This is a genomic window from Kitasatospora indigofera (genome assembly GCF_014655955.1).
Lineage (GTDB): Bacteria > Actinomycetota > Actinomycetes > Streptomycetales > Streptomycetaceae > Kitasatospora > Kitasatospora indigofera.
Window position 1 is genome coordinate 1 of the sequence record NZ_BNBO01000038.1, and the last position, 21,959, is coordinate 21,959.

Genomic DNA, 21,959 nt, shown 5'->3' on the forward strand with positions numbered 1-21,959 from the left:
GGCCGGGACACTCCGTGGGGAGTGTCCCGGCCGGCTCGTTCCGTCGCGGGGCCGGCGTCGGGCCCTTGCGGGCCACTGCGGGGCCACCAGGAAGGCGATGACGGGCCGTACCCGGCCCGTGGGAGGCTGCCGGCCGGTGTCCCGGCCCGGACGGGGCCGCAGGGCCGCTGAAGGCCGCCCGGGCCGTTCGGGCCGCCCGGGGACCTACTCGGGGGAGACCGGCGCGCTCCGGGGCGCCACCGGGCTCAGGCCGGCGCCGGAGGCCAGCTCCTTGGCCGCCTCCGTGAGGTCCTTGGCGGTGTCGATCGCCCGCCAGTACACGCCCTGCGGCAGCTGGTAGCCGGCCAGTCGCTTCCCGCGCGCCAGCTGGGGGAAGGTGGTGCGCTCGTGGTCGCCAACGTCGGGCAGCAGCGCGGCGAACTCCGGGCTGAAGACGTACAGGCCCGCGTTGATGAGGAACGGCGACGGCGGCGCCTCGATGAAGTCGAGCACGTTGCCGAACTGGTCGGTCTCCACCGCGCCCCAGGGGATCCGCGGCCGGGCCAGCGCGAGCGTCGCGACGGCGTCCCGCTCGTGGTGGAAGGAGGCCATGTCGCGGAGGCTGAAACGGGTCCAGATGTCGCCGTTGGTGGCGTACCAGGGCTCCGCCGGGCGGGGGAGGGCCCGGGCGGCGTACTTCAGCCCGCCGCCGCGTCCCAGCGGCTCGCTCTCGACCACGGTGCTGACGTTCAGCGGCAGGTCGGCCTTGTCGAGCCACTCCTGCAGCACCTCGGCCAGATGGCCGCAGGAGATCACCACGTCGGTGACGCCCTCCGCGGCCAGCCAGGCCAGCTGGTGGCCGACGATCGGCGTGCCGGTGCCGGGGATCTCCACCAGCGGCTTGGGACGGTCGTCGGTGTACGGGCGCAGCCGGGAGCCCTGCCCGCCGGCCAGGATCACCGCCTGGGTGACGACGGGGGCTACGAGGGAAGCGGAGTCAGCGGTCATGCCGAGAACAATAGGGCCGGGGTCCGGCGGGGCCGGTACGAGTGCCCCGGCCCGGGTCCCCGGGTGCCCGGCCGTCCCCGGGGGCGGCCGGCGGCCGTCAGCCGGCCGTGGCCCCCGAGGCGAAGGAGCCGTCGCAGACCGGGCGGGCGAAGGAACGGGCCCGCTGGACGTCGCCCTGGTACTTGCGCACGGCGGCCTTGCCCAGGTCGGCGGCGAGCGTGCTGCAGTACGGGGTGAGGGCGGGCTTCTCGCGCATCGTCCGCTCCAGCAGGTCGAGCGCGGTGCCCGGGTTGTTGGCGCGCAGTTCGTCGAGGAGGTCGGCGCGCAGGGCGTCCTGCGGGGCGAGGCCCGGGTTGGCGGCCTGGCCGGCGGGGGCGCGTCCGATGCCGGCCCCGTCGTTGCTGGACGCCGCGACGACCTGCTGGTCGAGCGAGGTCGGCGGGGCCCAGGGCACCCGGGTCACGGCGAGGGTGCCGGTGGTCACCAGGATCACGGGCAGAGTGAGGGCTACGGTCTGGCCGATGCGGCGCACAAGCTGATTCACGCTCAGGAGCGTAGCGCTGGGTATGCCCGGTATCGCATTCCGTTACTCCATCGAGTGAGCCGTGTCCCGTTTCGTCCCGTCACCGTGTTGACGGGTCGGGCGCCGGCGGGCCGTCGGGTGCGCTGCGGCCCGGCCCGGGCCGCAGCCGGCCGCGGACACGACTGAGCCCTGCCGGACCGCCGTCCGGCAGGGCTCACCCGTATGTCAGTTCTGGTACCGCGGGGCCGGGGCCCCGGAGCGTCAGGCGCTCAGGCGGGCACCCGTGCTGGTCGAGAAGACGTGGGTCTCGTGACCGATCGGCACGACGTGGATGGTCTCGCCGCGCTCCGGGATCTGACGGCCGTGCACGCGGACGACGATGTCCTTGTCGTCGCCACCGATCTTGGTGGTGCCGTAGACGAAGCCGTCGGCGCCGAGCTCCTCGACCACGTTGACGGTGACGGCGACGCCCTCGATGCCACCGGCCGGGACGATCTCGAAGTGCTCCGGGCGGATGCCGACGGTGACCGTCTTGTCGGTGCCGGCGCCGGCCAGCTCGTCACGGGAGATGTTGATGATCGAGCCGCCGAACTTCACGCCGCCGTCGACCAGCGGGACCTCGACGAGGTTCATCGCCGGGGAGCCGATGAAGCCGGCCACGAACAGGTTCGCCGGGCGGTCGTACATGGTGCGCGGGCTGTCGACCTGCTGCAGCAGACCGTCCTTGAGGACCGCCACGCGGTCGCCCATGGTGAGGGCCTCGACCTGGTCGTGGGTCACGTACACGGTGGTGATGCCCAGGCGGCGCTGCAGGCTGGCGATCTGCGTACGGGTCGAGACGCGGAGCTTGGCGTCGAGGTTCGACAGCGGCTCGTCCATGAGGAAGACCTGCGGCTCGCGGACGATCGCGCGGCCCATCGCGACACGCTGGCGCTGACCGCCGGAGAGCGCCTTCGGCTTGCGGTCCAGGTAGTCGGTCAGGTCGAGGATCTTCGCGGCCTCCTCGACCTTGCTGCGGATCTCGGCCTTGTTGACGCCGGCGATCTTCAGCGCGAAGCCCATGTTGTCCGCGACGGTCATGTGCGGGTACAGCGCGTAGTTCTGGAACACCATCGCGATGTCCCGGTCCTTCGGCGGCAGGTGCGTGACGTCGCGGTCACCGATGCGGATGGCGCCACCGTTGACGTCCTCCAGGCCGGCCAGCATGCGGAGGCTGGTCGACTTGCCGCAGCCCGAGGGGCCGACGAGGACGAGGAACTCGCCGTCCTCGACGTGCAGCTCAAGGGCGTCCACGGCGGGCTTGGTGCCGCCCGGGTAGAGGCGGGTCGCCTTGTCGAACGTGACAGAAGCCATGGCTGTGTTCTCCTTCACCGGCAGGAACGTGCCGGACGATCCGAGTAAAGGTGGATGTCTGCTCGGCCGGCCCCGGTGGTCTGAACCACTGCGCGAACCAGCTCCAGGCGACGCTACCTCCCGGCTCCGTCCCTTGTCAGCCCCCTCCCGCCCCCGATTTCCGCATCGGTTCGGTCACGCCCCCCGGCCGCCCGGGCGGGGTCGGCGATATGCAGACAACGCGCCACCCCGTCCCGGTAGACTGCCACCCGGTGCCGCCGTGGTCCGCCGCGGACGGTCACCATGCCTCCTTAGCTCAGCTGGCCAGAGCACCGCTCTTGTAAAGCGAAGGTCGTCGGTTCGAATCCGACAGGGGGCTCAGTGCGCCAACCCGGACGAGCTGCGGACGCGGCCCTTCGTGGCAACGGCCCCGGACGACTTCGTCCGGGGCCGTTCGCGTGGGCGGTGCGGCGACCCGCCGGGCGGCATCGGGTCGGCCCGCCCGTGCCGGACCGGCTGCGGGGCTCCGGCCCGACCACGCTCGGGGCGACCGGCCGTGACGGATCATCAGCAGTGAGGGCTGCCCCGTCCGCGGCCCTGCGCACGGACCGGGGAGCGCGTCCGCCGAACCGGCTGCCCCACGGCAGGGAGGCCGCTACGGTGGCGCCATGGCTGACTTTTCCGATCACGCGCACAAGGCCCGGAAGCTGCTCGACGAGAGCGAGAAGAAGACGGGCCGCCACTCGGTGGACCAGCTGATCGCGGCCGCCCAGGTGGAGGCTCTCCTCGCGCTCGCCGTGGCGGTGGCCGGCCGGCAGCGGGATGCCGACCCGGCCTGAGACTTCCGGCCGCCCCGCGCGGTCGTGATCAGGTCCGCCTGCCCCGGGCCCGGGCCGTCCCCGGCCGGCCGGCCGCCCCGGCGGTCAGGCCCGCGCCAGGAGGGCGTGGTCCTCGGCGAGGTCCGCCAGCAGCTCGTCCAGCTTGGCGCGGTCGACCGAGGACATCAGGAAGACGTGCACGTAGCTGCGCCGGGTGCGCTCGTCGCCCGGGACGAGCAGGACTTCCTGCGAGGAGAGGGACCACTTCGCGACCAGCTCGGGGCTGGGCTTGCGGAACCGCACCGTGATCGCGCCCGGGGTGCGGGCCGGCCACAGCTCGATGCCCTTCTCCTGCTCCAGGAGGTGGAGTTGCCGCTCCAGGTAGGCGGCCAGCTCCTGGGCCCGGCGGATCCGGTCGACCTGGTCCTGGTAGGAGTGCCGGGCGAGGTGGTCCCAGAGGATGAGCGGCGAGAAGCCGTTGCGGGAGCCGGCGAAGGTGGTGTCGGGCGCGCCGATGTACTCCGGCTGGGACGGCGGTGATATCTGGTACTTGACCTTGGTCATGTAGATGCCGCACGGCCACGGCGCACCGGGCCACTTGTGGCCGCTCATGGCGATCGAGGAGACCATGTCGAGGTCGCCGAACTCCCGGGTGGGCAGGGTGATGCCGAAGTCGAACTCGGGCAGCCCGCCGTCGGGCGTCCAGCCGAACCCGGCCGGGTCGGCGGCGGCCATCCGCAGGAAGGGCGCGTACCCGGCGCCGAGCGCGCCGTCGACGTGGATCCAGAAGCGCCGCCGCAGGTCCGTCAACGGCTCGCCGGTGCCCGGGTCCTTGCCGTACGCCACCTCGCCCTGGATCAGGCCGTGCCTCTCGAAGATCGGCAGCAGGCGCTCGCAGACCTCCCGGACGTCGTCGTGGGCGCCCTTGAAGGTGCTGCCCAGGTTGAGGCTGACGAAGACCGGGTGCCCCTTCGCGGCGAAGAACTCCACCAGCACCGCCAGGGCGTCGACGTCGATCTCGCCAGTGCCGTCCCAGGTGTGGCCCGAGGGGCCCCGGCGGGAGGGCACCTCGGCGGGCCAGGCCGGCGGCTGCTCCCCGGCCGGCCCGGCCAGCGGGCACTCGTCCGGGTACTGCTCCGTGCCGACGGCGTGGAAGGTCTCCACGCCCAGCACGTGGACGGCCTTGGCGAAGGAGTAGTGGGTGTCCTCGGAGTAGAAGGCCACCGGCCGGTAGGCGTTGGGGTTGCCCGCCCCGGGCGCGGCCCGGACGTAGTGCGGGCCGGCGGCCGGCGACTGGATCAGCGCCTTGCCGCTCAGGTAGTCCCGGGCGTTCCAGAGCGCGTACATGTTGCCCTCGGTCGAGCCCATGGACAGGACGTAGCCCCAGTAGGACTCGGGGTCGGCCGGGTCGTACGGGCCCTTGGCGTGCCACAGGGCGGCGTAGTAGTCGAGGACGGCGCGCTCGACCACCTTGGTGTTCGGCTTGTAGCCACCGCTCCGGAACGGGTCGCCGAGGTTGTTGATGTTGTGGTGCATGAACCGGCCGAGGTCGAAGGCGCCGCCGCCCATCTCCTGGGTGGCCTGGTAGCCGAGCAGGTGGCGGCGCTTGCTCGTCAGGTAGGCGTCCATGCTGTCCAGGGCGCGCAGGCGCCGATCGTCGTCCAGCCCGCCGGCCGGGAGCTCGAAGGCGAGGGCGTCCGGCTCCTCGGCCGGGCCCGCCGTCCCGACGGCCTCGCCCGGTGCCGCGGGGAGGGCGGCGGTGTCCGGGGCGGGCGGGCGGACGTCCGGCCGGTCGTGGCCCGCGGGCACGGTCAGGGTGTCGGTTCGGCTCATGCTGCGGCGCTCCCGGTGGGCTGGGTCGGACGATCCGCCGGGAGGACTCCGGTGGCCGGCGAGGGCCGATCCGATCGAGGGCCAGGATGGAACCTGTGACGGTAGGAGGGGAAGTCATCCGCAGAAGATTCGGAAAGGGCGGCTGAATCCTTGCGAATCATCGGCAGGGCGGGGGACCCTGGGCCTCGTGCCGAACAATCCTCACACCCGGCAGGCGCCCCTCGACGACGTGGACCGGGCGATCCTGCGCATCCTCGCCGACAACGCCCGGACGCCGAACAACGCCCTCGCCGACGCGGTGGGCATCGCCCCCTCGACCTGTCTGGCCCGGGTGCGCGCGCTGCGCGAGCGCGGGGTGATCCGCGCGTTCCGGGCCGAGATCGCCCCGGCCGCGATCGGGCTGCCGCTGCAGGCGATGATCTCGGTCCGGCTGCGGGCCCACACCCGGGAGCAGAACGAGAGCTTCCGCGACAGCGCCCCCGACATGCCGGGCGTGGTGGCGGTCTTCCACATGGCCGGATCCGACGACTACCTGCTCCATGTCGCCCTCGCGCACCCCGACGCCCTGCGCGACTTCGTGGTGGACCACCTCACCACCCACCCGGCGGTGGCGCAGACCCGGACCAACCTGATCTTCGAGCAGATCGCCGGGCGCCGGCACCTGGTGCCCGGCGGGTGAGCGCCGGCCGGTGACCCGCGCCCGGGCCGGTGGCCTCGGGCCGGTGGGTGCGGGGCGCCCGTGCCGTCCCCGGGAGCGGCGGCCGTCCCGTGAGCGGCGGACGCCCCGGGCCGGCGGGCCCGGGGCGTCCTGCGGGGCCGGCCCTGACGCCGGCGGGGTTGTCGGGAGCGGACGTCCGGTCAGAAGGCCCGGTCGTCGTCGCGGTAGACGCACAGGGCCCAGATGACGAAGACGTCCAGGGCGATCACGATGATGTTCCACACCGGGTAGTAGGGGAGCCACATGAAGGCGCTGATCGCGCTCACCGAGGCCAGGACGATACCGGCGATGCGGCCCCAGAGGGCACCTCGCAGGACGCCGGCGCCGGCCACGACGACCAGGGCGCCGATGACGATGTGGACCCAGCCCCAGGAGGTCACGTCGAAGCGGAAGACGTAGTTGGGGGTGGTCACGATGAGGTCGTTGTCGATGACGGCGACGATCCCCTGGAAGATGTCGAGGATGCCGTTGACCAGCATCACGACACCGGCGAACAGGGCGAGGCCGGTGACCCATCCGCTGTTCTGCGAGGCGGACGGGGTGTCCCGGTAGGGCGCGTTGGGGTTGGTGGTCATGGTGGGTCCTTTCTCGGGGAGCCGGACGGCGGTTCTGGGGGAGGCGGTCAAGGGGGGTGGTCCGGGTCGCGGCCCTCGGCGATCCACCGCTCGCCCCGGCCGACGGCCTCCTGGAGGGAGGCGCCGAGCACCGGGTCGGCGGGGACGACGCCGTCCTCGCCGAGGCGCCCGATCAGGCCGGTGGCCCGGATCACGTGCTCGAAGGCCGGGGTGGCGCCGGCCAGCACCAGCCGGCCGCCCTGGCGTTCCAGCTCGTCCGACCGGCGGCCGAGCCACTTGATCACCGCGGAGGACGGGACGTCCGGGAGGCCGCTGACGGTGAGGACGAGGACGGCCCGCTCGGCCCCGGCGGTGTCGGGCCAGTCGGCCTGGATGTGCGGCAGTTCGGCGAACAGGCTGATGCCGGTGTATTCGAGGACGGTCACCTCGCCGGCCGGCAGCCGGGACGGCGGGGGCGCGGTGCGCCAGCGGCCGTCACCGGTCGGGAGGACGGCCCGCAACCGGGCCTGCCGGGCCGCCTGGACGCAGTACAGCAGGAGGGACAGCACGGCGCCGATGATGATCGTCTGCTGCAGCGCCAGCTGCGTGGTGAGGACGAAGGTGAGCACCATCGCCGCGGTGGACGTCCACGAGGTGCGGACGACCAGCAGGATGTCGTGGCGCTTGCCCCAGATCAGCTCGCCGCCGACCACCAGGATCAGGCCGCCGATCACCGGCATCGGTATCCGTTCGGCCACCGGGGCGAGGGTCAGCACGATCAGGGCGAGCCAGACCCCGGAGAAGACGCCGGCCCAGCGGGTCCGGGCGCCGGCCGCGACGGCGACCCCGGTGCGGGAGAGCGAGCCGCCGGTCGGCAGCGCCTGGAACAGGCCGCCGGCCAGGTTGGCCAGGCCCTGGGCGGTGAAGTCCCGGTTCATGTCGGGCTTCGAGCCGTCCGGGTTGGGCACGGTCGGGGAGATGCCGGCGGCCTGCGCGAGGGCGACCAGGGCGATCGACAGGGCCCCGCCGGCGAGGGTGGGGAGCGCCGACCAGTGCGGGGCGGTGAAGTGCGGCAGCGCCGAGGGGATGTCGGCGATGCTCCCGACCAGGTCGACGCCGGTGCCGAGGAGCGCCACCCCGACGCTCACCAGGACCATGGCGACCAGCAGGGCGACCGCCCGCAGCCGCGGTACGGCGTGGGCGAGCGCCCAGACGCCGATGGTCACGGCCGCCACCAGGGTGGTGGCCAGGTCCCAGCTGCCGACGTGGGCCAGCCAGTCGTAGAGCCGCGCGAGCCGGTTGTGGCCCTGTGGCTGGTACCCGGTGGCGTCCTGGAGCACGCCGGTGATGATCTGGACGGCGATGCCGGTGGAGAAGCCGGTCATCACGGCGTTGGAGACGAAGCTCAGCACCACGCCGAACCGCAGCAGCCCCATCAGCAGCATCACCACGCCGGCCATCACCGAGATCAGGGCCACGTTCCCGGGGTCGAGCGGGTCCAGCCCGGCCTCGTCCAGCACGCTCTGCGCGGTGAGCGCGATCGCGCTGGTCAGGGTGGTGACCATCAGGACGGTACGGGCCGTCAGCGAGCCGACGATCGCCGGGACGACGCCCGAGAAGAGCCCGGCCACCGGGTTGAAGCCGCCGATCGACGCGTACGCCATGCCTTCGGGGATCGAGAACAGGCCGGTCACGAAGCCTGACGTGACGTCGGCCGTGGTCGGCCTGCCGAACGGCGGCCGGGGCGGTCCGGCGCCGGGGCGCGGCCGCGTGCCGCCCCGCCCCTTCACGGCACCCCGCCGGGGCGGCGGCCGGCGGCACGCCGGCCGTGGGGGCCCGGTCCGCCGCTGCGGTGACGGGTGGCCGGGTGCCGGCCCGTCCCGGTGCGCCGGGGCGTCACGTGGTCAGACCGGAGATCGAGTCCCCGACGTACTTGGCGCCGAGGACGACCAGGACGACCATCATGACGGCCGCGTTGTGGGCGGCCGTCCACGCCTTCCAGCCGCCCAGCACCCGGGCCGACCGGTCGCCGCCGAGGAGCTGCACGCCGAGTGGTAACAGCGTGCACAGCGACCCCACCAGCACCATCAGGACCGCCGCCACCGTCTTTCCGCCGGCCGCGGCGCCGCTGGTCGCGATGGAGGCCGCCCCGCCCACGGCGAGCGCCAGGTTCTTCGGGTTCGCGACGACCAGCGCGGCCCCCAGGCCGGCCGCCTTCCCGGGGGTGAACCGGTCGACCGCCCGCATCCACCTCGGCGGCTCGGTGACGTGGCCCTCCCGCGGGCGGCCCCGCCACTGCCTGGCGCCGAGCAGCAGGAAGAGGACGCCGAGCGCCAGCTTCAGCCAGTACGACCAGGTGGGCTTCCCGCTGTCGGTGCCCGCACCGGAGCCCGCGAGCACCACCACGGCCACCACCGCCGCCAGAGCGAGCGTCCAGCCGGCCGTGAACGCGGCCCCGTTCGCCTGTCCCTTGGGCGTGGCCAGCATCAGGATCACCGCGATCAGCGGCAGCGGGCTGATCGCGATGCCGACCGCGGAGGCCAGCATCTGGCCGACTGCGTCGCCCACGGAGCCCTCCCTGGAACTGGTCGGATTCCCGCCCCGCGCCTCGGGCGGTCCGGCTGTCGGTCCGGCGGACGTGGGGCCGACCGGGTTGGTGTGCTGCTCCCATTCCCGGTGCCGGCGGCGTGATCGGCGCGGTGGCCTGGGCCTTACGGGTGAACCGGTTCCCGTCCCCCGCGGTACCGGACACGGTGAAATGCTGTGAGAGAAATGTGGTGATATGACTCGTTTCAGTGCCGTCCGTGCGTCACCGGCGGCGCAGTTGGCTGAGCGGCCACCGAGATACGGTGACCGGCTGGGACGGGAGCACCATGGACGACTACCCGCTGCTCAATCTGTTCTGGACGATGTTGGAGTTCTTCCTCTGGGTCCTCTGGTTCTTCCTGCTCTTCAAGATCATCACCGACATCTTCCGCAGTCAGGACCTGGGCGGCTGGGGCAAGGCGGGCTGGACGATCTTCGTGATCCTGCTCCCGTTCCTCGGCGTCTTCGTCTACGTGATCGCGCGCGGCCGCTCGATGGGCGAGCGCGATCTGGAGCAGGCCCGGCGCACCGATGCCGCGTTCAAGGCCTACGTGCGGGACGCGGCCGCCTCGCCGGGCGGGGGCGGGGGCGGGGGCGGACCGTCCAGTCACGTCGACGAGCTCGCCAAGCTCGCGGACCTCAAGAACAGCGGCGCCCTCACCGAGGTGGAGTACCAGCGGGCGAAGGACAAGCTGCTCGCCTGAGGGCGGTGGGTCCGGTGGCAAGCGGTGGTGCGCGGCGTCCGGCGCGGGACCCGGGCCGGGCGGCCGGGCCCGTCCGGCCCGGTCCCGCCCCCGGCGGGCGGGTCTGGTACGCCGCCTACGCCTCCAACATGTGCCTGGACCGGTTCACCTGCTACCTCGCCGGGGGCCGGCCGCCCGGGGCCGCACGCACCTACCCGGGCTGCCGGGACGCCCGGCCGCCGGAGCGCGCGGTGCCCCTCCTGCTGCCCGGGCAGCTCTACTTCGCCCTGGAGTCCGCCGTCTGGACCGGCGGCAGCGGCTTCTACGACCCGCTCGACCCCGGGGAGATGCCCGCCCGCGCCTACCTGCTGTCGGCCGGGCAGTTCGCGGACGTCGCGGCCCAGGAGATGGCCCGCCCGCCCGGGGCGGACCTCGACCTGGCCGGGGTGCTGGCCGACGGCCGTGCCCGGCTGGGGCCCGGCCGCTACGAGACCCTGCTCCGGGCCGGATGGCTGGACGGGCTGCCGGTGCTGACCCTCACCGCGCCCTGGCGCCGCGCGGAGGCCGAACCGACCCGGCCGGCCGCCGGGTACCTGCGCCAGCTGGCCAGGGGGCTGCGCGAGGGCCACGGCTGGTCGCCGCGGCGGATCGCGGGCTACCTCGCCGGCCGTCCGGGGGCGGCCGGGGCCTGGCGTCCGGCCGACGTCGAGGCCCTTCTCGGCCCGGACCCGCGGCCGGCGCCGGGTGCTCCGGCGGACGGCCCGGTGGTGCCCGTGCGCCCGGCCCGCAAGATTCCGGGGCGGGTGCCATAACCGATCGGCTCACGGCCCGTTGGCAGATACGTGGACAAACTACTTCCGCCGCCCGGCGGCCACCGGAGCGCCGAGGGCGTCGTCGGGGCAGCCGGCGCCGGCGGGTACGACGCCTTCGCCGGGCCGGTGCTGGCCCTGCGGCCCGGCCGGCTGACCCGGTTCGACCGGGGCTGGTCGCTCCAGGTGCCGGCCGGTGAACTGGCCGGCCTGGCGGCGGGGCCGGAGGCCGCCCGCTCGCTCCGGGCCCGGCGCGGCTTCCTGCACGGCAGCGGCCACAACCGGGTGCTCGCCGAACTGCTCAGGGAGCGGCCGGAGGAGTTCGGCCGGGCGGGGCAGCTGGCGCTCGGCGCCGAGAGCATCCGGATCCGGGGCGGCCTGGTCGAACTGGCCCGGCCGGAGTCCATCGACGGGTTCCAGCGGCTGACCCTGCTGGCGCAGGCCGCGGCCCGGTCGGGGCTGTCCCACCTGGCCGGGTCGACCGTCCGGCTGGAGGTCTTCACCAGCCCGGAGCGCGAGCACGTCCGGCGGCTGCACGACATCGCGGACCTCTACCTGAACCCGGCCACCGCCCAGGACTGCCTCCGGCGCTGCCCGGAACTGCGCAGACTGGCCGAGGAGTTCGAACGCGAGGGCTGGCTGCCGCGGTTCTCGATGGCGGACGTCACCCGGGCGCTGGCCTGCCTCTCCACCGCGCCCACGCCCTACCTGCCGCACCTGGTCTCGACCGACAGCGGGCTGGACGCGCTGTGGGCGGACATCACCTCGCCGCACTACGCCGCGCTGATCCACCCGCGGGTCCACCCGCTCGGGGTGCTCCGGGCGCTGGAGGCCCGGCGCACGGCGCGGCGGGCGCTGGCCGGGATCCCCAAGGCGGTCAGGACCGGCCCCGGCCGGCTGCTCGACGACGCACCTGACCTGATCTGCTGGGCCGCCTGCCGGCACCTCCCGCTGCACCAGCTCCACGACGAGCGCACCACCACCAAGTGGGACCGCCTGATCGACCAGGAGCTGCCCGCCTGGACGGTCAGCGCCGCCCACGACTACATCGGCCGGTACCGGCGGGCGGAGCCCGAGCACTCGGCCGGTGCGGCGGACCGCACCGGCTTCGGGCTCTGGCTGCAGCTGGCCGGGATGAGCCCGGGGCCGGCGCCGGCGCGCTGACGGCGCCGCCCCGTGACCGCGGGTGTGCCCGGGGGCGGCGCCGCCCCTGCGCGCGCCGGCGCCGGCGGCCGTACCGTGGAGGGCACAAGGGGGCCTACGGAGGAGGCTGCGATGCCCGGTTCTGTCAACATCAGCCATCATGAGACGACGGTCGCGATCGGCGCCCCGGACGCCCAGCGGCTCGCGTCGATGCTGGCGGAGATCGCCTACCTGCTGGAGATCCCGGGGCCGAACCGCCTCAGCGACCCGCAGCTCAGCATCCTCTGCGACGGCAAGGCCGCCGACCGGGACGAGGTCATGCACTGGGCGCGCGAACTCGCCGCGGAGCTGAAGGCGCGGCACTGACCGAGGCACCGGCGACGACCGGCGGCGAACCGCCCCGCGGGCCCGCGGGGCGGTCGTACGATGGCCCCGGGGGCGGTCGCGGGAGTCCGCCCCCGGGGCCTCTGCGCCGGGCGGACCCGGGCGCGGGCCTCACGGAACGGGCGGACGGGAGCGGGGCGGCCGGCATGTCGACCACCTGGATCACGGTCGGGACACCGCTGCCCAGCGGTCCGATGCGGATCGCCGTGACCCCGGCCGGCGTCGTGACGTCGGACTACCTGCCGGGCGACACCGGAGCGTCCGTGCCGGCCTGCACCGACCCGGCGAAGATCGACGCCGTCACCGGCCGGATCACCGAGTACCTGGCCGGGCGCCGCCGGGCGCCGGACCTGCCGATCGACTGGTCCCGGGCCGGTGGCGCGCACCGGGTCGTGCTGCGCACCCTGCTCACCGAAGTCCCGTACGGACGGACCATCACCTACGGCGAACTCGCCGCTCTCAGTGGGGTGTTCGAAGGAATCACCGAGCCGGGGCTGGCCGCCAGGACGGTCGGGCAGATGATGGCCGCCAACCCCGTGCCGTTGCTGGTGCCCTGCCACCGGGTGGTGGCGGCGGACGGCATCGGCGGCTTCGGCGGCGGCCGGGTCGGCATCGAGGTGAAGCGCTGGCTGCTCACCCTGGAGGGCGTCCTGGAGCCGACCCTGGACTGGAACGGCCCCGACTGGGCCGAGGCCGCCGGGCGCGGCTGACCGTCCCCGCCCGGCGGGAACGGCCGGGCCGGGCCCGGCGGCCTCGCGCTCGCCCGGCTCAGCCCGGCAGGGCGTCGACCAGGTCGAAGGCCACCGGGATGCGCTCCAGCGCGGGCGGCACCTGGCGCGGCAGGACCGGGTGGACGCCGGACACCAAGGTGTACTCGATGCCCGCGAGCCGGTCGGCGGGCCCCGGGACGGGAATCTCGCCGAGCGCCAACTGCACGGCGTTCCAAGGCAGGTTGAGGCCTGCGAGGCTCAGCTGGTGCAGGCCGCCGGACGGTCTGGTGTTGACGTCGATGATCACCGGCTCGCCGTGGTGGTGCCGGAACTGCACGTTCGACAGGAAGGCGACGCCGAGCGTCTCGACCAGCTGGCGGGCGGGCTCCAGGTACCGCGCGGCGGTGGTGAAGCTGCGCCGCCGCCGGTGCTTGGTGCGGCCCACGGCGGTGATCAGCCGGCCGTCCAGGTCGGCCAGGCAGTCCACCGAGACCTCCGGGCCCTCCAGGTACGGCATGACCAGCAGGTCGACGGGGGTGTCGGAGCCGTCCATGGCCGCCAGCACCTGGTCGAGCTGGACGTGTCCGCTCGGCCACCCGGACAGCGCGTGCAGCCCGAAGGGCTCGCGGGTGAGCACCCGGAACCCCTCGCCGCCGGCGCCGGAGGCGGGCTTCAGGCAGGGCACGCCGTCCGCCGCCTCGATCGCGGTCACGGCGGCCAGCAGCTCGTCGGCCGTCCGCACCTGCCACCAGGGGGGAGTGGGCAGGCCGGCGGAGGCTATGGCCGCGTACCCGTCGACCTTGCTGTCGAAGGCCGCGATGGCGGTGGCCGGCGGGCAGGCCAGCGCCGTGCCGACCTCCTGGAAGTCCTTGCGGTGCAGGGAGATGGCGAGTTGGTTGAGCCGGGGCAGGAAGACGTCGACGGCGTTGCGGGCGCAGTATTCGAGAGCGAAGGCCACGTACTCGTCGGGAGCCAGGCCGTCGGGTTCCAGGGAGGCGACATCGGCGGCGGCCAGCACCGGTGAGTCGGCGTCGACATGGGTGGCATGGACCTCGACCTGGCGCGGCGCGGCGCGCAACTGCTCGATGAAGAACACGTTCTCGGCGTAGGTGCGGTTGAGCCAGACGCGTACGGGTGCGCTCACGGAGGTCTCCCGGGGCAGGAGTGAACGTTCGGGAGGGCATCCGGTCCGGCCGCTCGCTCGGTGCGTAGGCATACGAAACCCGGCGGTCGGCCAACGGCTTCAGTGACTTCGGCGCCTTGGACGTGCCCTTGAGGTGGCACCTTAGCGCTCCTTCGGCGTCTTCGTGAACGCCGGGTGGGGGCCGGGACGGTTGCCCCCCGACGCGGGCCCGCGGGCGGGGAGGCGCTCCTTGCCGAAGGGGGCCGGCCGATTGGCCGCGGCAGGTTTTCCGGGGAATTTCCGGAGCGTGAACCGAATGGGTCGAATGGTATTTCCGGGTGCTTTTCGACGGGATTTCGAAAGCCCTCCGGGCGATTTAGCGGCGAGTGCCGGACGGCGTCCGCCCGTCCTTCCCGCGGCTCGAACGGGGGTCGAACCGTAATCGCTCAACTGATCCAGTCGTACTAATTATCCTGCGATCTCGACCACTCGAAAGAGTGATTGCAGGTTAGCTCGAACGGCCCCACCATGATTGGTGCAAGGCGACACTTCATTCGGTTAGCACGAAGGGTTCCCGTATGTCGACCGAAACCAATGTCGGTATTCCTGCGCAGGGCGGGCAGGCGCAAACCCGGCAGCAGCAGAGCCTTGGCACGGCGGGCGCGAAGAACCTCGCGACCACCACCAAGTCCGCGCCGCAGATGCAGGGCATCAGCTCCCGCTGGCTGCTGAAGATGCTCCCCTGGGTGCAGGTGGCCGGCGGTACGTACCGCGTCAACCGGCGCCTCACGTACGCGGTCGGGCGTGGCCGGGTGAGTTTCGTCAAGACGGGGGCGGACGTCCGGCTGGTCCCGCCCTCGCTGCGCGAGCTGCCGGTGCTGCGCGGGTTCGAGGACGACGGCCTGCTGGCGGAGCTGGCGGCCCGCTTCGTCCAGCGCGACTTCTCCGCGGGCGAGGTGCTGGTCGAGGCCGGCCGCCCGGTCGACGAGGTCTTCCTGATCGCCCACGGCAAGGTCAACAAGATCGGCCGGGGCAAGTACGGCGACGAGACGGTGGTCGGCTTCCTCGCGGACGGCGACCACCTCGGCGACGAGGCCCTGCTGCAGGCCGACGCCGGCTGGGAGTACACCGTCAAGGCGGCCACGGCCGGCACCGTGCTCGCGCTGCCCTGGCCCGCCTTCCAGGAGCTGGCGGACCGCTCGGAGGCCCTGCGCGGGCAGATCCTGGCCTACCTGGCGGGCTCCCAGGCCGCGCAGAATCGTCACGGCGAGGCGGAGATCGAGCTGTCCGCCGGCCACGAGGGCGAGCACGAGCTGCCCGGCACCTTCGTGGACTACGAACTCGCACCGCGCGAGTACGAGCTGAGCGTCGCCCAGACGGTGCTGCAGGTGCACAGCCGGGTGGCCGACCTCTACAACCAGCCGATGAACCAGATCGAGCAGCAGTTGAAGCTGACGATCGAGGCCCTGCGCGAGGCGCAGGAGCACGAGCTGATCAACAACCGCGAGTTCGGCCTGCTCCACAACGCCGACTACGACCAGCGCATCCAGACCCACTCCGGCCCGCCCACCCCCGACGACATGGACGAGTTGCTGAGCCGGCGCCGGGGCACCAAGTTCTTCCTGGCCCATCCCAAGGCGATCGCCGCATTCGGCCGGGAGTGCAGCCGGCGCGGCCTCTACCCGGACGCGCTGGAGGTGCAGGGGCACCATGTCCCGGCCTGGCGGGGGGTGCCCATCTTCCCGTCCAACAAGATTCCGATCCTGGACGGGCACACGAGTTCGATTCTCGCGCTGCGCACCGGCGAGGACAACCAGGGCGTGGTCGGCCTGCACCAGACCGGCATTCCCGACGAGTACCAGCCCAGCCTCTCGGTCCGCTTCATGGGCATCAACGAGAAGGCGATCATCTCCTACCTGGTCAGCGCCTACTATTCGGCGGCCATTCTGGTGCCCGACGCGATCGGCGTGCTGGAGAACGTCGACGTCGCCCGGCCCAGGGACTGACAGCCGTTTACCGGCGCCCGCCGAATGGTGCCGGGCGCCGAATTCCCGGATTCCGCCGATCGCCGGCCGGATTCACCGGCCCGGCCCGGGCCGTCCTGAACCCCGGGGCGCCCGGGCCGGGCCGCGAGCCGCGCCCGGGCGGCCCAACAGCCCGTCGGCCCGACAGCCCGCCGGAGCCCGCCGGCAGCACAGTCCGCCGGAAGCGCACCCCACCGTCTCCACGGTCCACCGCCACCCGGGCCGGCCCGACCGCACAGCACGCCGGCGCGCGAACCGCCGGTGCGGCGCACCACCAGGACAGCGTTCTCGCAGCAGGGGAGGAACCATGGGGATCTTCGCAGTGGAACGGGACCATCGGGAGGGCAGCGACGTCGACGACGTGCTCGCCCGGGCCAGGGAGTCCGTCGATCCCGCTCTGCGCGCGGCCGTCGGCACCCTGCCACCATCACTGCAACGCGTCGCCGCCTACCACTTCGGCTGGTCCGAGGCCGACGGCTCCCCGGCGGCCGGGCCGTCCGGCAAGGCGATCCGGCCGGCCCTGGTGCTGGCCGCGACCCAGGCCCTCGGCGGGGATCCGGCCGCCGCGGCCCGCGCGGCCGCCGCGGTGGAGCTGATCCACAACTTCACGCTGCTCCACGACGACGTCATCGACGGCGACGACACCAGGCGTCACCGTCTCACCGCCTGGCGGGTCTTCGGCACCACCGAGGCGATCCTCGTCGGTGACGCCCTGCACTCGCTGGCCCTGCGCACCCTCGCCGAGGACCCCCACCCGGCGGCGCAGGCCGCCGTCCGGCGCCTCGCCGACTGCGTGGTCGAGCTGTGCGCCGGTCAGCAGGCGGACTGCGCCTTCGAGCAGCGCAGTGACGTTTCGCTCGCCGAATGCCTGGCGATGGCCGAGGCCAAGACCGGCGCCCTGCTCGGCTGCGCCTGCGCGGTCGGCGCCCTGTACGCGGGGGCCGGCGAGGAGGTCGCGCAGGCGATGGACGCCTTCGGCCGCGAGATCGGCCTGGCGTTCCAGCTGATCGACGACCTGATCGGGATCTGGGGCGATCCCGAGGTCACCGGCAAGCCGGTCGGCGCGGACCTGGTGGCCCGGAAGAAGTCCCTGCCGGTGGTCGCCGCGCTCGGCACCGGTACGGCCGAGGCCGCGGTGCTCGCCGGTCTCTACGGCCTGGACCGCCGGCTGACCGAGGAGGAGCTCGCCCGCTGCGCCCGGGCGGTGGAGGTGTCCGGCGGCCGGGCCTGGGCCCAGGGCGAGTCCTGCGAGCGGATGGCCGCCGCCATCGCCCACCTGGCGGCGGCGGTGCCCGAGCCGGCCGACGCCGACGACCTGCTGGCGCTCGCCGAACTGGTCACCCGGCGCAGCCACTGACCGTGCGCGGCCGCTGACCGTACGCGCCTGCTGACCGTACGCGCCCACCGACCGTGTGCGCCCACCGGCCCGCGTCCCGAGCCGCCCGGCGGGGCCCCTGCGCCCTCCCGGCCGCCCGGTCCGGCCGGCGGGCCCGCCCCGCCGTGGCGCGTCCCGCGTGGCCGTACCCCGGCCCGCCCTGCCGTACCTCCGCCCGCCCGCCCGCCGTGCGGCGGCCGCTGTGACGGCCGCTGTGACGGCCCCCGGGCCGCCCCGGCCGGCACCCCGCTCCACCTGATCATGAAAGTCCGCCCGATCACGAGGAACAGCCCATGAGTTGGATGGACATCGGCACCCTGGTCATCGTCCTGCTCTGCCTGGCCGCTGCCCTGAAACTGTTGCAGCGTTACGTCCCGCACCCGGTCCGCGAGGCCCACAACGACGTGGCCGGCTTCATCTTCGCCGCGGTCGGCGTGCTCTACGCCGTGCTGCTCGCCTTCGTGGTGATCGCCGTCTGGGAGAACAACGACTCCGCCCGCAAGACCACCTTCCAGGAGGCCGACTCGCTGGCCGGCATCTACTGGATCTCCCGCGAGCTCCCGGCGCCGCTCGGCCCCCAGCTGGAGAAGCGGACCCTCGACTACGCCCGCCTGGTGATGGACACCGAGTGGCCGCTGATGGCCGAGCACCGCAGCAGCTCCGACGCCACCCAGCTGGTGTACGGGATGCGCTCGGACGTCTTCTCGATCAAGCCCGAGAACGAGCAGCAGAACGTCCTCTACGAGCACGCCGTCAGCCACCTGGAGAAGCTGGCCTCGGAGCGGCGCCAGCGGCTGAACCAGGTGGACGACGAGGTGCCGACGCTGCTCTGGGTGGCGCTGATCGCCGGGGCGGTCCTGACGGTCGGCTTCACCTTCCTGTTCGGCCTCTCCAACACGCTCTCCCATACGCTCATGGTGCTGGCCCTGAGCGGCCTGGTGGTGATCTCACTGATCGTCATCAAGGAGATGGACTTCCCGTTCACGGGGGTGACGGCGGTGAAGCCGACGGCCTTCGAGGTCTTCCTCAACCGACTGCCACCCCCGCGCTGACCAGCTCGTACCGGCCCGGCCGGCGCGCACCGAGGACGTCCGCCGGCCAGGTCGGCGGACGTCCTCGGTGGCGTCCGGAGCCACGAGCCGGGGCGGTGGACCGGCTCCGGCCGCCCGCCGCCCCGGCCGGCGGCGTTCCGGCGGGGGCGTCGAGCCGCGGGTCGCTACCGAGGCGCCGGCCGGGTCGTCCGGTCACCTCCGGGCCACCGGGCGGCGGCCCGTTCCGGCCTGCTCCGCCCCGCTCCGGCCTGCTCCGCCCCGCTCCGGCCTGCTCCGCCCCGCTCCGGCCTGTTCCGGCCCGGCGGGTCTCCGCCACGCCCGTCCGCGGCGCGCAGAGTGCTGATCCATTCGGCGGCACATAGCATCCTTTTGTACTGCTATGTCCGCATCGGTGCCCTGCCTAGGAGAGACCGTCGCCATGGGAAACCCGACGCTCGTCGACCCGGACACCATCCGCCCGACCGCCGCGGAGGCCTGGGTCTGGGGCTACGCCCTCCTGGAGAACTACCGCACCATGTACCCGCAGGCCGTCGACGACGCCGATCCGCGCTTCGTCGGCGGTTTCGGTGTCTTCCGGCACTACTCCCAGCCGTCCACCCCGGCGAACACGGACGTGGTGACGCCCAACAACGACACCCCGTACTCGTGGGCCTGGCTCGACCTGCGCGCCGAGCCGTGGGTGATCTCGGTGCCCGCCCAGGACCGCTACTACGTGCTTCCGGTGCACGAGCTGGACACCGTGTACGCGGGCTTCGTCGGCTCCCGCGCGACCGGCCCGGGGGCGGGCGACCATCTGATCGCCGGGCCGGGCTGGCAGGGCGAGGTGCCGGCCGGCGTGGACGGGGTGATCCGGACGGTGACCCAGCTGGCCGGGATCCTCGGCCGGACCTACCTCGCCGGGACGTCCCCCGAGGACGTGGCGGAGCTGAGGGCGGTCCAGGAGCAGTACCGGCTCCGCCCGCTGCACGAGTACACGGGCACCGGGGCCCCGCCGCCCGCGCCGCAGCCGGTGTGGCCGGTCTGGCGCGAGGAGGTCCTCGGCACCGTCGAGTTCTTCAGCTTCCTGGACTTCCTGCTCGGCTTCTTCCCGGTGCTGCCCGCCGAGGCCGACCTGCGCCGCCGGCTGGCGGCGCTGGGCGTCGACGGCCGGGGCGAGTTCGAGCCCGCCGCGCTGCCGGTCGGGGTGCGGGCCGAGATCGAGCGCGGGATCGCCGACGGCCGGGCCGAGCTGGACCACGCCGCCGCCGTGGTGACCAGGGCTGACGGGCTCTTCGGTACCCGGGAGCAGATCGGCGACGACCCACTGGGGCGGGCCGTCGCCGCCAGGAAGGGCCTGTACGGCCTGCCGGTCGAGGAGGCCTGGTACGGCGGGTGGGTGGCCGACAGCGAGGGCAACCGGCCGCCGGACGCCGCCGACCGGGACTACGTCCTGCGCTTCGCACCCGGCGCGCTGCCCCCGGCCGAGTTCTTCTGGTCGGCGACCATGTACGCGCTGCCGGACCGGCTGCTGGTGGACAACCCGCTCGGGCGCTGGTCGATCGGCGACCGCACCCCCGGGCTGGTCCGCGACCCCGACGGCGGCCTCACCCTGTACATCCAGGTGAAGCGGCCGGCCGACGCCGAGCACAGCGCCAACTGGCTGCCCGCGCCGGACGGCCCGTTCAGCATCGTGCTCCGGCTGTACGGCCCGGACCGGTCCGTCCTGGACGGGGACTGGACGCTGCCCGAACTCACCCCGCGCTGACCCCGCCGCCGGGACCACCCGCCCCGGCGGGCCCGTCCCCGTCCCCCGCAGCCCGCACCCCCGCAGCCCGCACCCCCGCAGCCCGCACCCCCGTACCCGCGGCCCGTACGCGGATGCCCCGGCCGGCCGCCCCGCCCGGAAGGACCTCGTATGACCGAGCCCGCGCTCGAAGCCCTCGCCGCCGACGCCTACATCTACGGCTATCCGCTGGTCGCCGACCTCTCGATGGTCGGCCACGTGGGTGCCGAGGGCCTCGGCAGCCTCCCGCCCGCGCCGTTCAACCGGTTCAGCCACGCCTCGCAGCTGGCCGCCCCGGCGGACGAGTTCGTCTCGGTCAACAACGACACCGTCTACTCGATCGCCCAGCTCGACCTCTCCGTGGGCCCGCTGGAGCTGCACGTCCCGGACACCGCGGGCGGGTACTACGTGCTGCAGTTCGTCGACGCCTGGAGCAACAACTTCGCCTACGTGGGCCGCCGGGCGACCGGCACCGCCGAGCAGCACTGGCTGATCGTGCCGCCGGGATGGCACGGATCGCCGCCGGAGGGGGCCCGGGTGATCACCTCGCCGACCACGGTCGCCACCGTGGTGGGCCGGATCGCCTGCGACGGCCCCGCCGACCTGCCCCGGATCAAGGCGCTCCAGGAGCTGCTGACGGTCGCTCCGGCGGAGCCCGGCGGGATCCCGGCCGGCCTGCCGGAGCCGGACCCGGCCGTCCCGGCGGAGCTGGCCTTCTTCGAGCGGTTGCGGGTCTGGCAGGCCGCCTTCCCGCCGGCCGCCGCGGATGTCGAGTACCAACGGCGGTTCTCGCCGCTCGGGCTCCTGGACGAAGGCCCGTCGCCCTACCGCGCGGCCGCCCCCGAGTGGACCGCCGCGCTGGTCAAGGGGCTGGCCGCGGGCAAGCAGCGGGTGGAGGAGGCGACCCGCCCGGCCGACGGCCGGCCGGGCGGCGACTGGAGCGCCAACCTCCACCTCTTCGACTACAACCTCGACCACCTCGGCCCCGGCACCCTGGACGACCCGCGGTGGCGGATCGCCGACCGCCGGGCGGCCTACCTGACCCGGGCGGCGGCGGCCCGGGCCGGTCTCTGGGGCAACCACGCGTACGAGGCGGTGTACGCGACCGCGTTCCTGGACGAGGAGGGCCGGCAGCTGACCGGCGAGCGCTCGTACACCATGCGGTTCGACGAGCCGCCGCCCGTCGACGCCTTCTGGTCCGTCACCATGTACGCCCTGCCCGACTACTACCTGGTCGCGAACCCGGCCGAGCGGTACTCGATCGGTGACCGCACCCCCGGGCTGGTCCGCGGCGAGGACGGTTCGCTGACCCTCGTCCTGCAGCGCGAGCGGCCGGCGGACCGGGCCGAGGCGGCCAACTGGCTGCCCACCCCGGCCGGTGACTTCCGGCCGATGATCCGGCTGTACCAGCCGCAGGCCGCGGTGCTCGACGGCACGTACCGGCTGCCGCCGATCCGGCCCCGCTGAGGGCCGCTGCCGGGCCGCCACAGGGCCGCTGCCGGGTCGGCGGCGGCCCTGGCCCGCGGGCCCCGGCCCGCCGCCG

20 protein-coding genes and 1 tRNA gene are annotated in these 21,959 nt (G+C 73.8%); 13 read left to right on the forward strand and 8 right to left on the reverse strand.

Annotation, left to right across the window (positions count from 1 at the left end):
- Window positions 1–204: 204 nt before the first annotated feature.
- The 3 genes from IE329_RS26785 to IE329_RS26795 all read right to left on the reverse strand — a co-directional run bounded on the left by IE329_RS26785 (window position 205) and on the right by IE329_RS26795 (window position 2,863).
- Window positions 205–987, reverse strand: coding sequence for a nucleotidyltransferase family protein (locus IE329_RS26785; protein ID WP_190213556.1), 783 nt, complete (start codon window positions 985–987; stop codon window positions 205–207).
- Between the two features lie 97 nt (window positions 988–1,084).
- Complete coding sequence (locus tag IE329_RS26790) at window positions 1,085–1,531, reverse strand: hypothetical protein (RefSeq protein WP_190213557.1); 447 nt, start codon at window positions 1,529–1,531, stop codon at window positions 1,085–1,087.
- A gap of 240 nt (window positions 1,532–1,771) precedes the next feature.
- Complete coding sequence (locus IE329_RS26795; RefSeq protein ID WP_190213558.1) at window positions 1,772–2,863, reverse strand: ABC transporter ATP-binding protein; 1,092 nt, start codon at window positions 2,861–2,863, stop codon at window positions 1,772–1,774.
- 284 nt (window positions 2,864–3,147) lie between these two features.
- Between IE329_RS26795 and IE329_RS26800 the strand changes: the two genes are divergently transcribed.
- Together IE329_RS26800 and IE329_RS26805 are read left to right on the forward strand one after the other, a co-directional pair.
- Window positions 3,148–3,221: transfer RNA gene (locus IE329_RS26800), tRNA-Thr, on the forward strand.
- Window positions 3,222–3,510: 289 nt separating this feature from the next.
- A complete protein-coding gene (locus IE329_RS26805) occupies window positions 3,511–3,681 on the forward strand; it encodes a hypothetical protein (RefSeq protein WP_190213559.1) in 171 nt (56 codons plus the stop codon).
- An 84-nt stretch (window positions 3,682–3,765) separates the two neighbouring features.
- On the opposite strand, the gene IE329_RS26810 is transcribed toward IE329_RS26805, so the two are convergent.
- Window positions 3,766–5,493 (reverse strand): PLP-dependent aminotransferase family protein, encoded by a 1,728-nt coding sequence (locus IE329_RS26810; protein WP_190213560.1) that lies wholly within the window; start codon window positions 5,491–5,493, stop codon window positions 3,766–3,768.
- A gap of 187 nt (window positions 5,494–5,680) precedes the next feature.
- Here IE329_RS26810 and IE329_RS26815 point away from each other — a divergent pair, with 187 nt between their 5' ends.
- Entirely contained in the window at window positions 5,681–6,172 is a 492-nt protein-coding gene (locus tag IE329_RS26815; RefSeq protein WP_229927783.1) for an Lrp/AsnC family transcriptional regulator, read from the forward strand.
- A gap of 179 nt (window positions 6,173–6,351) precedes the next feature.
- On the opposite strand, the gene IE329_RS26820 is transcribed toward IE329_RS26815, so the two are convergent.
- The 3 genes from IE329_RS26820 to IE329_RS26830 all read right to left on the reverse strand — a co-directional run bounded on the left by IE329_RS26820 (window position 6,352) and on the right by IE329_RS26830 (window position 9,333).
- Window positions 6,352–6,786: a DUF7144 family membrane protein gene (locus IE329_RS26820; protein WP_190213562.1), complete on the reverse strand. Its 435-nt coding sequence runs from the start codon at window positions 6,784–6,786 to the stop codon at window positions 6,352–6,354.
- 47 nt (window positions 6,787–6,833) lie between these two features.
- On the reverse strand, window positions 6,834–8,555 hold the full coding sequence (locus IE329_RS26825) for a SulP family inorganic anion transporter (protein WP_190213563.1): 1,722 nt from the start codon (window positions 8,553–8,555) through the stop codon (window positions 6,834–6,836).
- 106 nt (window positions 8,556–8,661) lie between these two features.
- Window positions 8,662–9,333: a GAP family protein gene (locus IE329_RS26830; RefSeq protein WP_190213564.1), complete on the reverse strand. Its 672-nt coding sequence runs from the start codon at window positions 9,331–9,333 to the stop codon at window positions 8,662–8,664.
- Window positions 9,334–9,638: 305 nt separating this feature from the next.
- Here IE329_RS26830 and IE329_RS26835 point away from each other — a divergent pair, with 305 nt between their 5' ends.
- The 5 genes from IE329_RS26835 to IE329_RS26855 all read left to right on the forward strand — a co-directional run bounded on the left by IE329_RS26835 (window position 9,639) and on the right by IE329_RS26855 (window position 13,080).
- Window positions 9,639–10,055 carry an SHOCT domain-containing protein gene (locus IE329_RS26835; RefSeq protein ID WP_190213610.1) on the forward strand — a complete coding sequence of 139 codons (417 nt, stop codon included), beginning with the start codon at window positions 9,639–9,641 and terminating at the stop codon, window positions 10,053–10,055.
- 14 nt (window positions 10,056–10,069) lie between these two features.
- Complete coding sequence (locus IE329_RS26840; RefSeq protein WP_373311306.1) at window positions 10,070–10,846, forward strand: histone deacetylase; 777 nt, start codon at window positions 10,070–10,072, stop codon at window positions 10,844–10,846.
- 30 nt (window positions 10,847–10,876) lie between these two features.
- On the forward strand, window positions 10,877–12,007 hold the full coding sequence (locus IE329_RS26845) for a hypothetical protein (RefSeq protein ID WP_190213565.1): 1,131 nt from the start codon (window positions 10,877–10,879) through the stop codon (window positions 12,005–12,007).
- A gap of 111 nt (window positions 12,008–12,118) precedes the next feature.
- Window positions 12,119–12,352: a hypothetical protein gene (locus IE329_RS26850; RefSeq protein WP_190213566.1), complete on the forward strand. Its 234-nt coding sequence runs from the start codon at window positions 12,119–12,121 to the stop codon at window positions 12,350–12,352.
- Window positions 12,353–12,516: 164 nt separating this feature from the next.
- Window positions 12,517–13,080: a methylated-DNA--[protein]-cysteine S-methyltransferase gene (locus tag IE329_RS26855; protein ID WP_190213567.1), complete on the forward strand. Its 564-nt coding sequence runs from the start codon at window positions 12,517–12,519 to the stop codon at window positions 13,078–13,080.
- 58 nt (window positions 13,081–13,138) lie between these two features.
- Here IE329_RS26855 and IE329_RS26860 read toward each other — a convergent pair whose 3' ends face one another.
- On the reverse strand, window positions 13,139–14,224 hold the full coding sequence (locus IE329_RS26860) for an ATP-grasp domain-containing protein (RefSeq protein WP_190213568.1): 1,086 nt from the start codon (window positions 14,222–14,224) through the stop codon (window positions 13,139–13,141).
- A gap of 557 nt (window positions 14,225–14,781) precedes the next feature.
- Here IE329_RS26860 and IE329_RS26865 point away from each other — a divergent pair.
- The 5 genes from IE329_RS26865 (at window position 14,782) to IE329_RS26885 (ending at window position 21,883) form a co-directional block, all read left to right on the forward strand.
- Entirely contained in the window at window positions 14,782–16,209 is a 1,428-nt protein-coding gene (locus IE329_RS26865; RefSeq protein WP_190213569.1) for a family 2B encapsulin nanocompartment shell protein, read from the forward strand.
- 325 nt (window positions 16,210–16,534) lie between these two features.
- On the forward strand, window positions 16,535–17,584 hold the full coding sequence (locus IE329_RS26870) for a family 2 encapsulin nanocompartment cargo protein polyprenyl transferase (RefSeq protein WP_190213570.1): 1,050 nt from the start codon (window positions 16,535–16,537) through the stop codon (window positions 17,582–17,584).
- A 311-nt stretch (window positions 17,585–17,895) separates the two neighbouring features.
- Window positions 17,896–18,654, forward strand: a complete 759-nt coding sequence (locus tag IE329_RS26875) for a bestrophin-like domain (RefSeq protein WP_190213571.1) — start codon at window positions 17,896–17,898, stop codon at window positions 18,652–18,654.
- A gap of 418 nt (window positions 18,655–19,072) precedes the next feature.
- Window positions 19,073–20,398: a DUF1254 domain-containing protein gene (locus IE329_RS26880; RefSeq protein ID WP_229927785.1), complete on the forward strand. Its 1,326-nt coding sequence runs from the start codon at window positions 19,073–19,075 to the stop codon at window positions 20,396–20,398.
- 150 nt (window positions 20,399–20,548) lie between these two features.
- A complete protein-coding gene (locus IE329_RS26885; protein ID WP_190213573.1) occupies window positions 20,549–21,883 on the forward strand; it encodes a DUF1254 domain-containing protein in 1,335 nt (444 codons plus the stop codon).
- The last annotated feature ends 76 nt before the right edge of the window (window positions 21,884–21,959 follow it).

Coding starts and splice junctions, on each gene's coding strand:
- IE329_RS26785 (WP_190213556.1), bottom strand. CDS start 987: ATGACCGCTGACTCCGCTTCCCTCGTAGCCCCCGTCGTCACCCAGGCG.
- IE329_RS26795 (WP_190213558.1), bottom strand. CDS start 2,863: ATGGCTTCTGTCACGTTCGACAAGGCGACCCGCCTCTACCCGGGCGGC.
- IE329_RS26805 (WP_190213559.1), top strand. CDS start 3,511: ATGGCTGACTTTTCCGATCACGCGCACAAGGCCCGGAAGCTGCTCGAC.
- IE329_RS26810 (WP_190213560.1), bottom strand. CDS start 5,493: ATGAGCCGAACCGACACCCTGACCGTGCCCGCGGGCCACGACCGGCCG.
- IE329_RS26820 (WP_190213562.1), bottom strand. CDS start 6,786: ATGACCACCAACCCCAACGCGCCCTACCGGGACACCCCGTCCGCCTCG.
- IE329_RS26835 (WP_190213610.1), top strand. CDS start 9,639: ATGGACGACTACCCGCTGCTCAATCTGTTCTGGACGATGTTGGAGTTC.
- IE329_RS26850 (WP_190213566.1), top strand. CDS start 12,119: ATGCCCGGTTCTGTCAACATCAGCCATCATGAGACGACGGTCGCGATC.
- IE329_RS26855 (WP_190213567.1), top strand. CDS start 12,517: ATGTCGACCACCTGGATCACGGTCGGGACACCGCTGCCCAGCGGTCCG.
- IE329_RS26865 (WP_190213569.1), top strand. CDS start 14,782: ATGTCGACCGAAACCAATGTCGGTATTCCTGCGCAGGGCGGGCAGGCG.
- IE329_RS26870 (WP_190213570.1), top strand. CDS start 16,535: ATGGGGATCTTCGCAGTGGAACGGGACCATCGGGAGGGCAGCGACGTC.
- IE329_RS26875 (WP_190213571.1), top strand. CDS start 17,896: ATGAGTTGGATGGACATCGGCACCCTGGTCATCGTCCTGCTCTGCCTG.
- IE329_RS26880 (WP_229927785.1), top strand. CDS start 19,073: ATGGGAAACCCGACGCTCGTCGACCCGGACACCATCCGCCCGACCGCC.
- IE329_RS26885 (WP_190213573.1), top strand. CDS start 20,549: ATGACCGAGCCCGCGCTCGAAGCCCTCGCCGCCGACGCCTACATCTAC.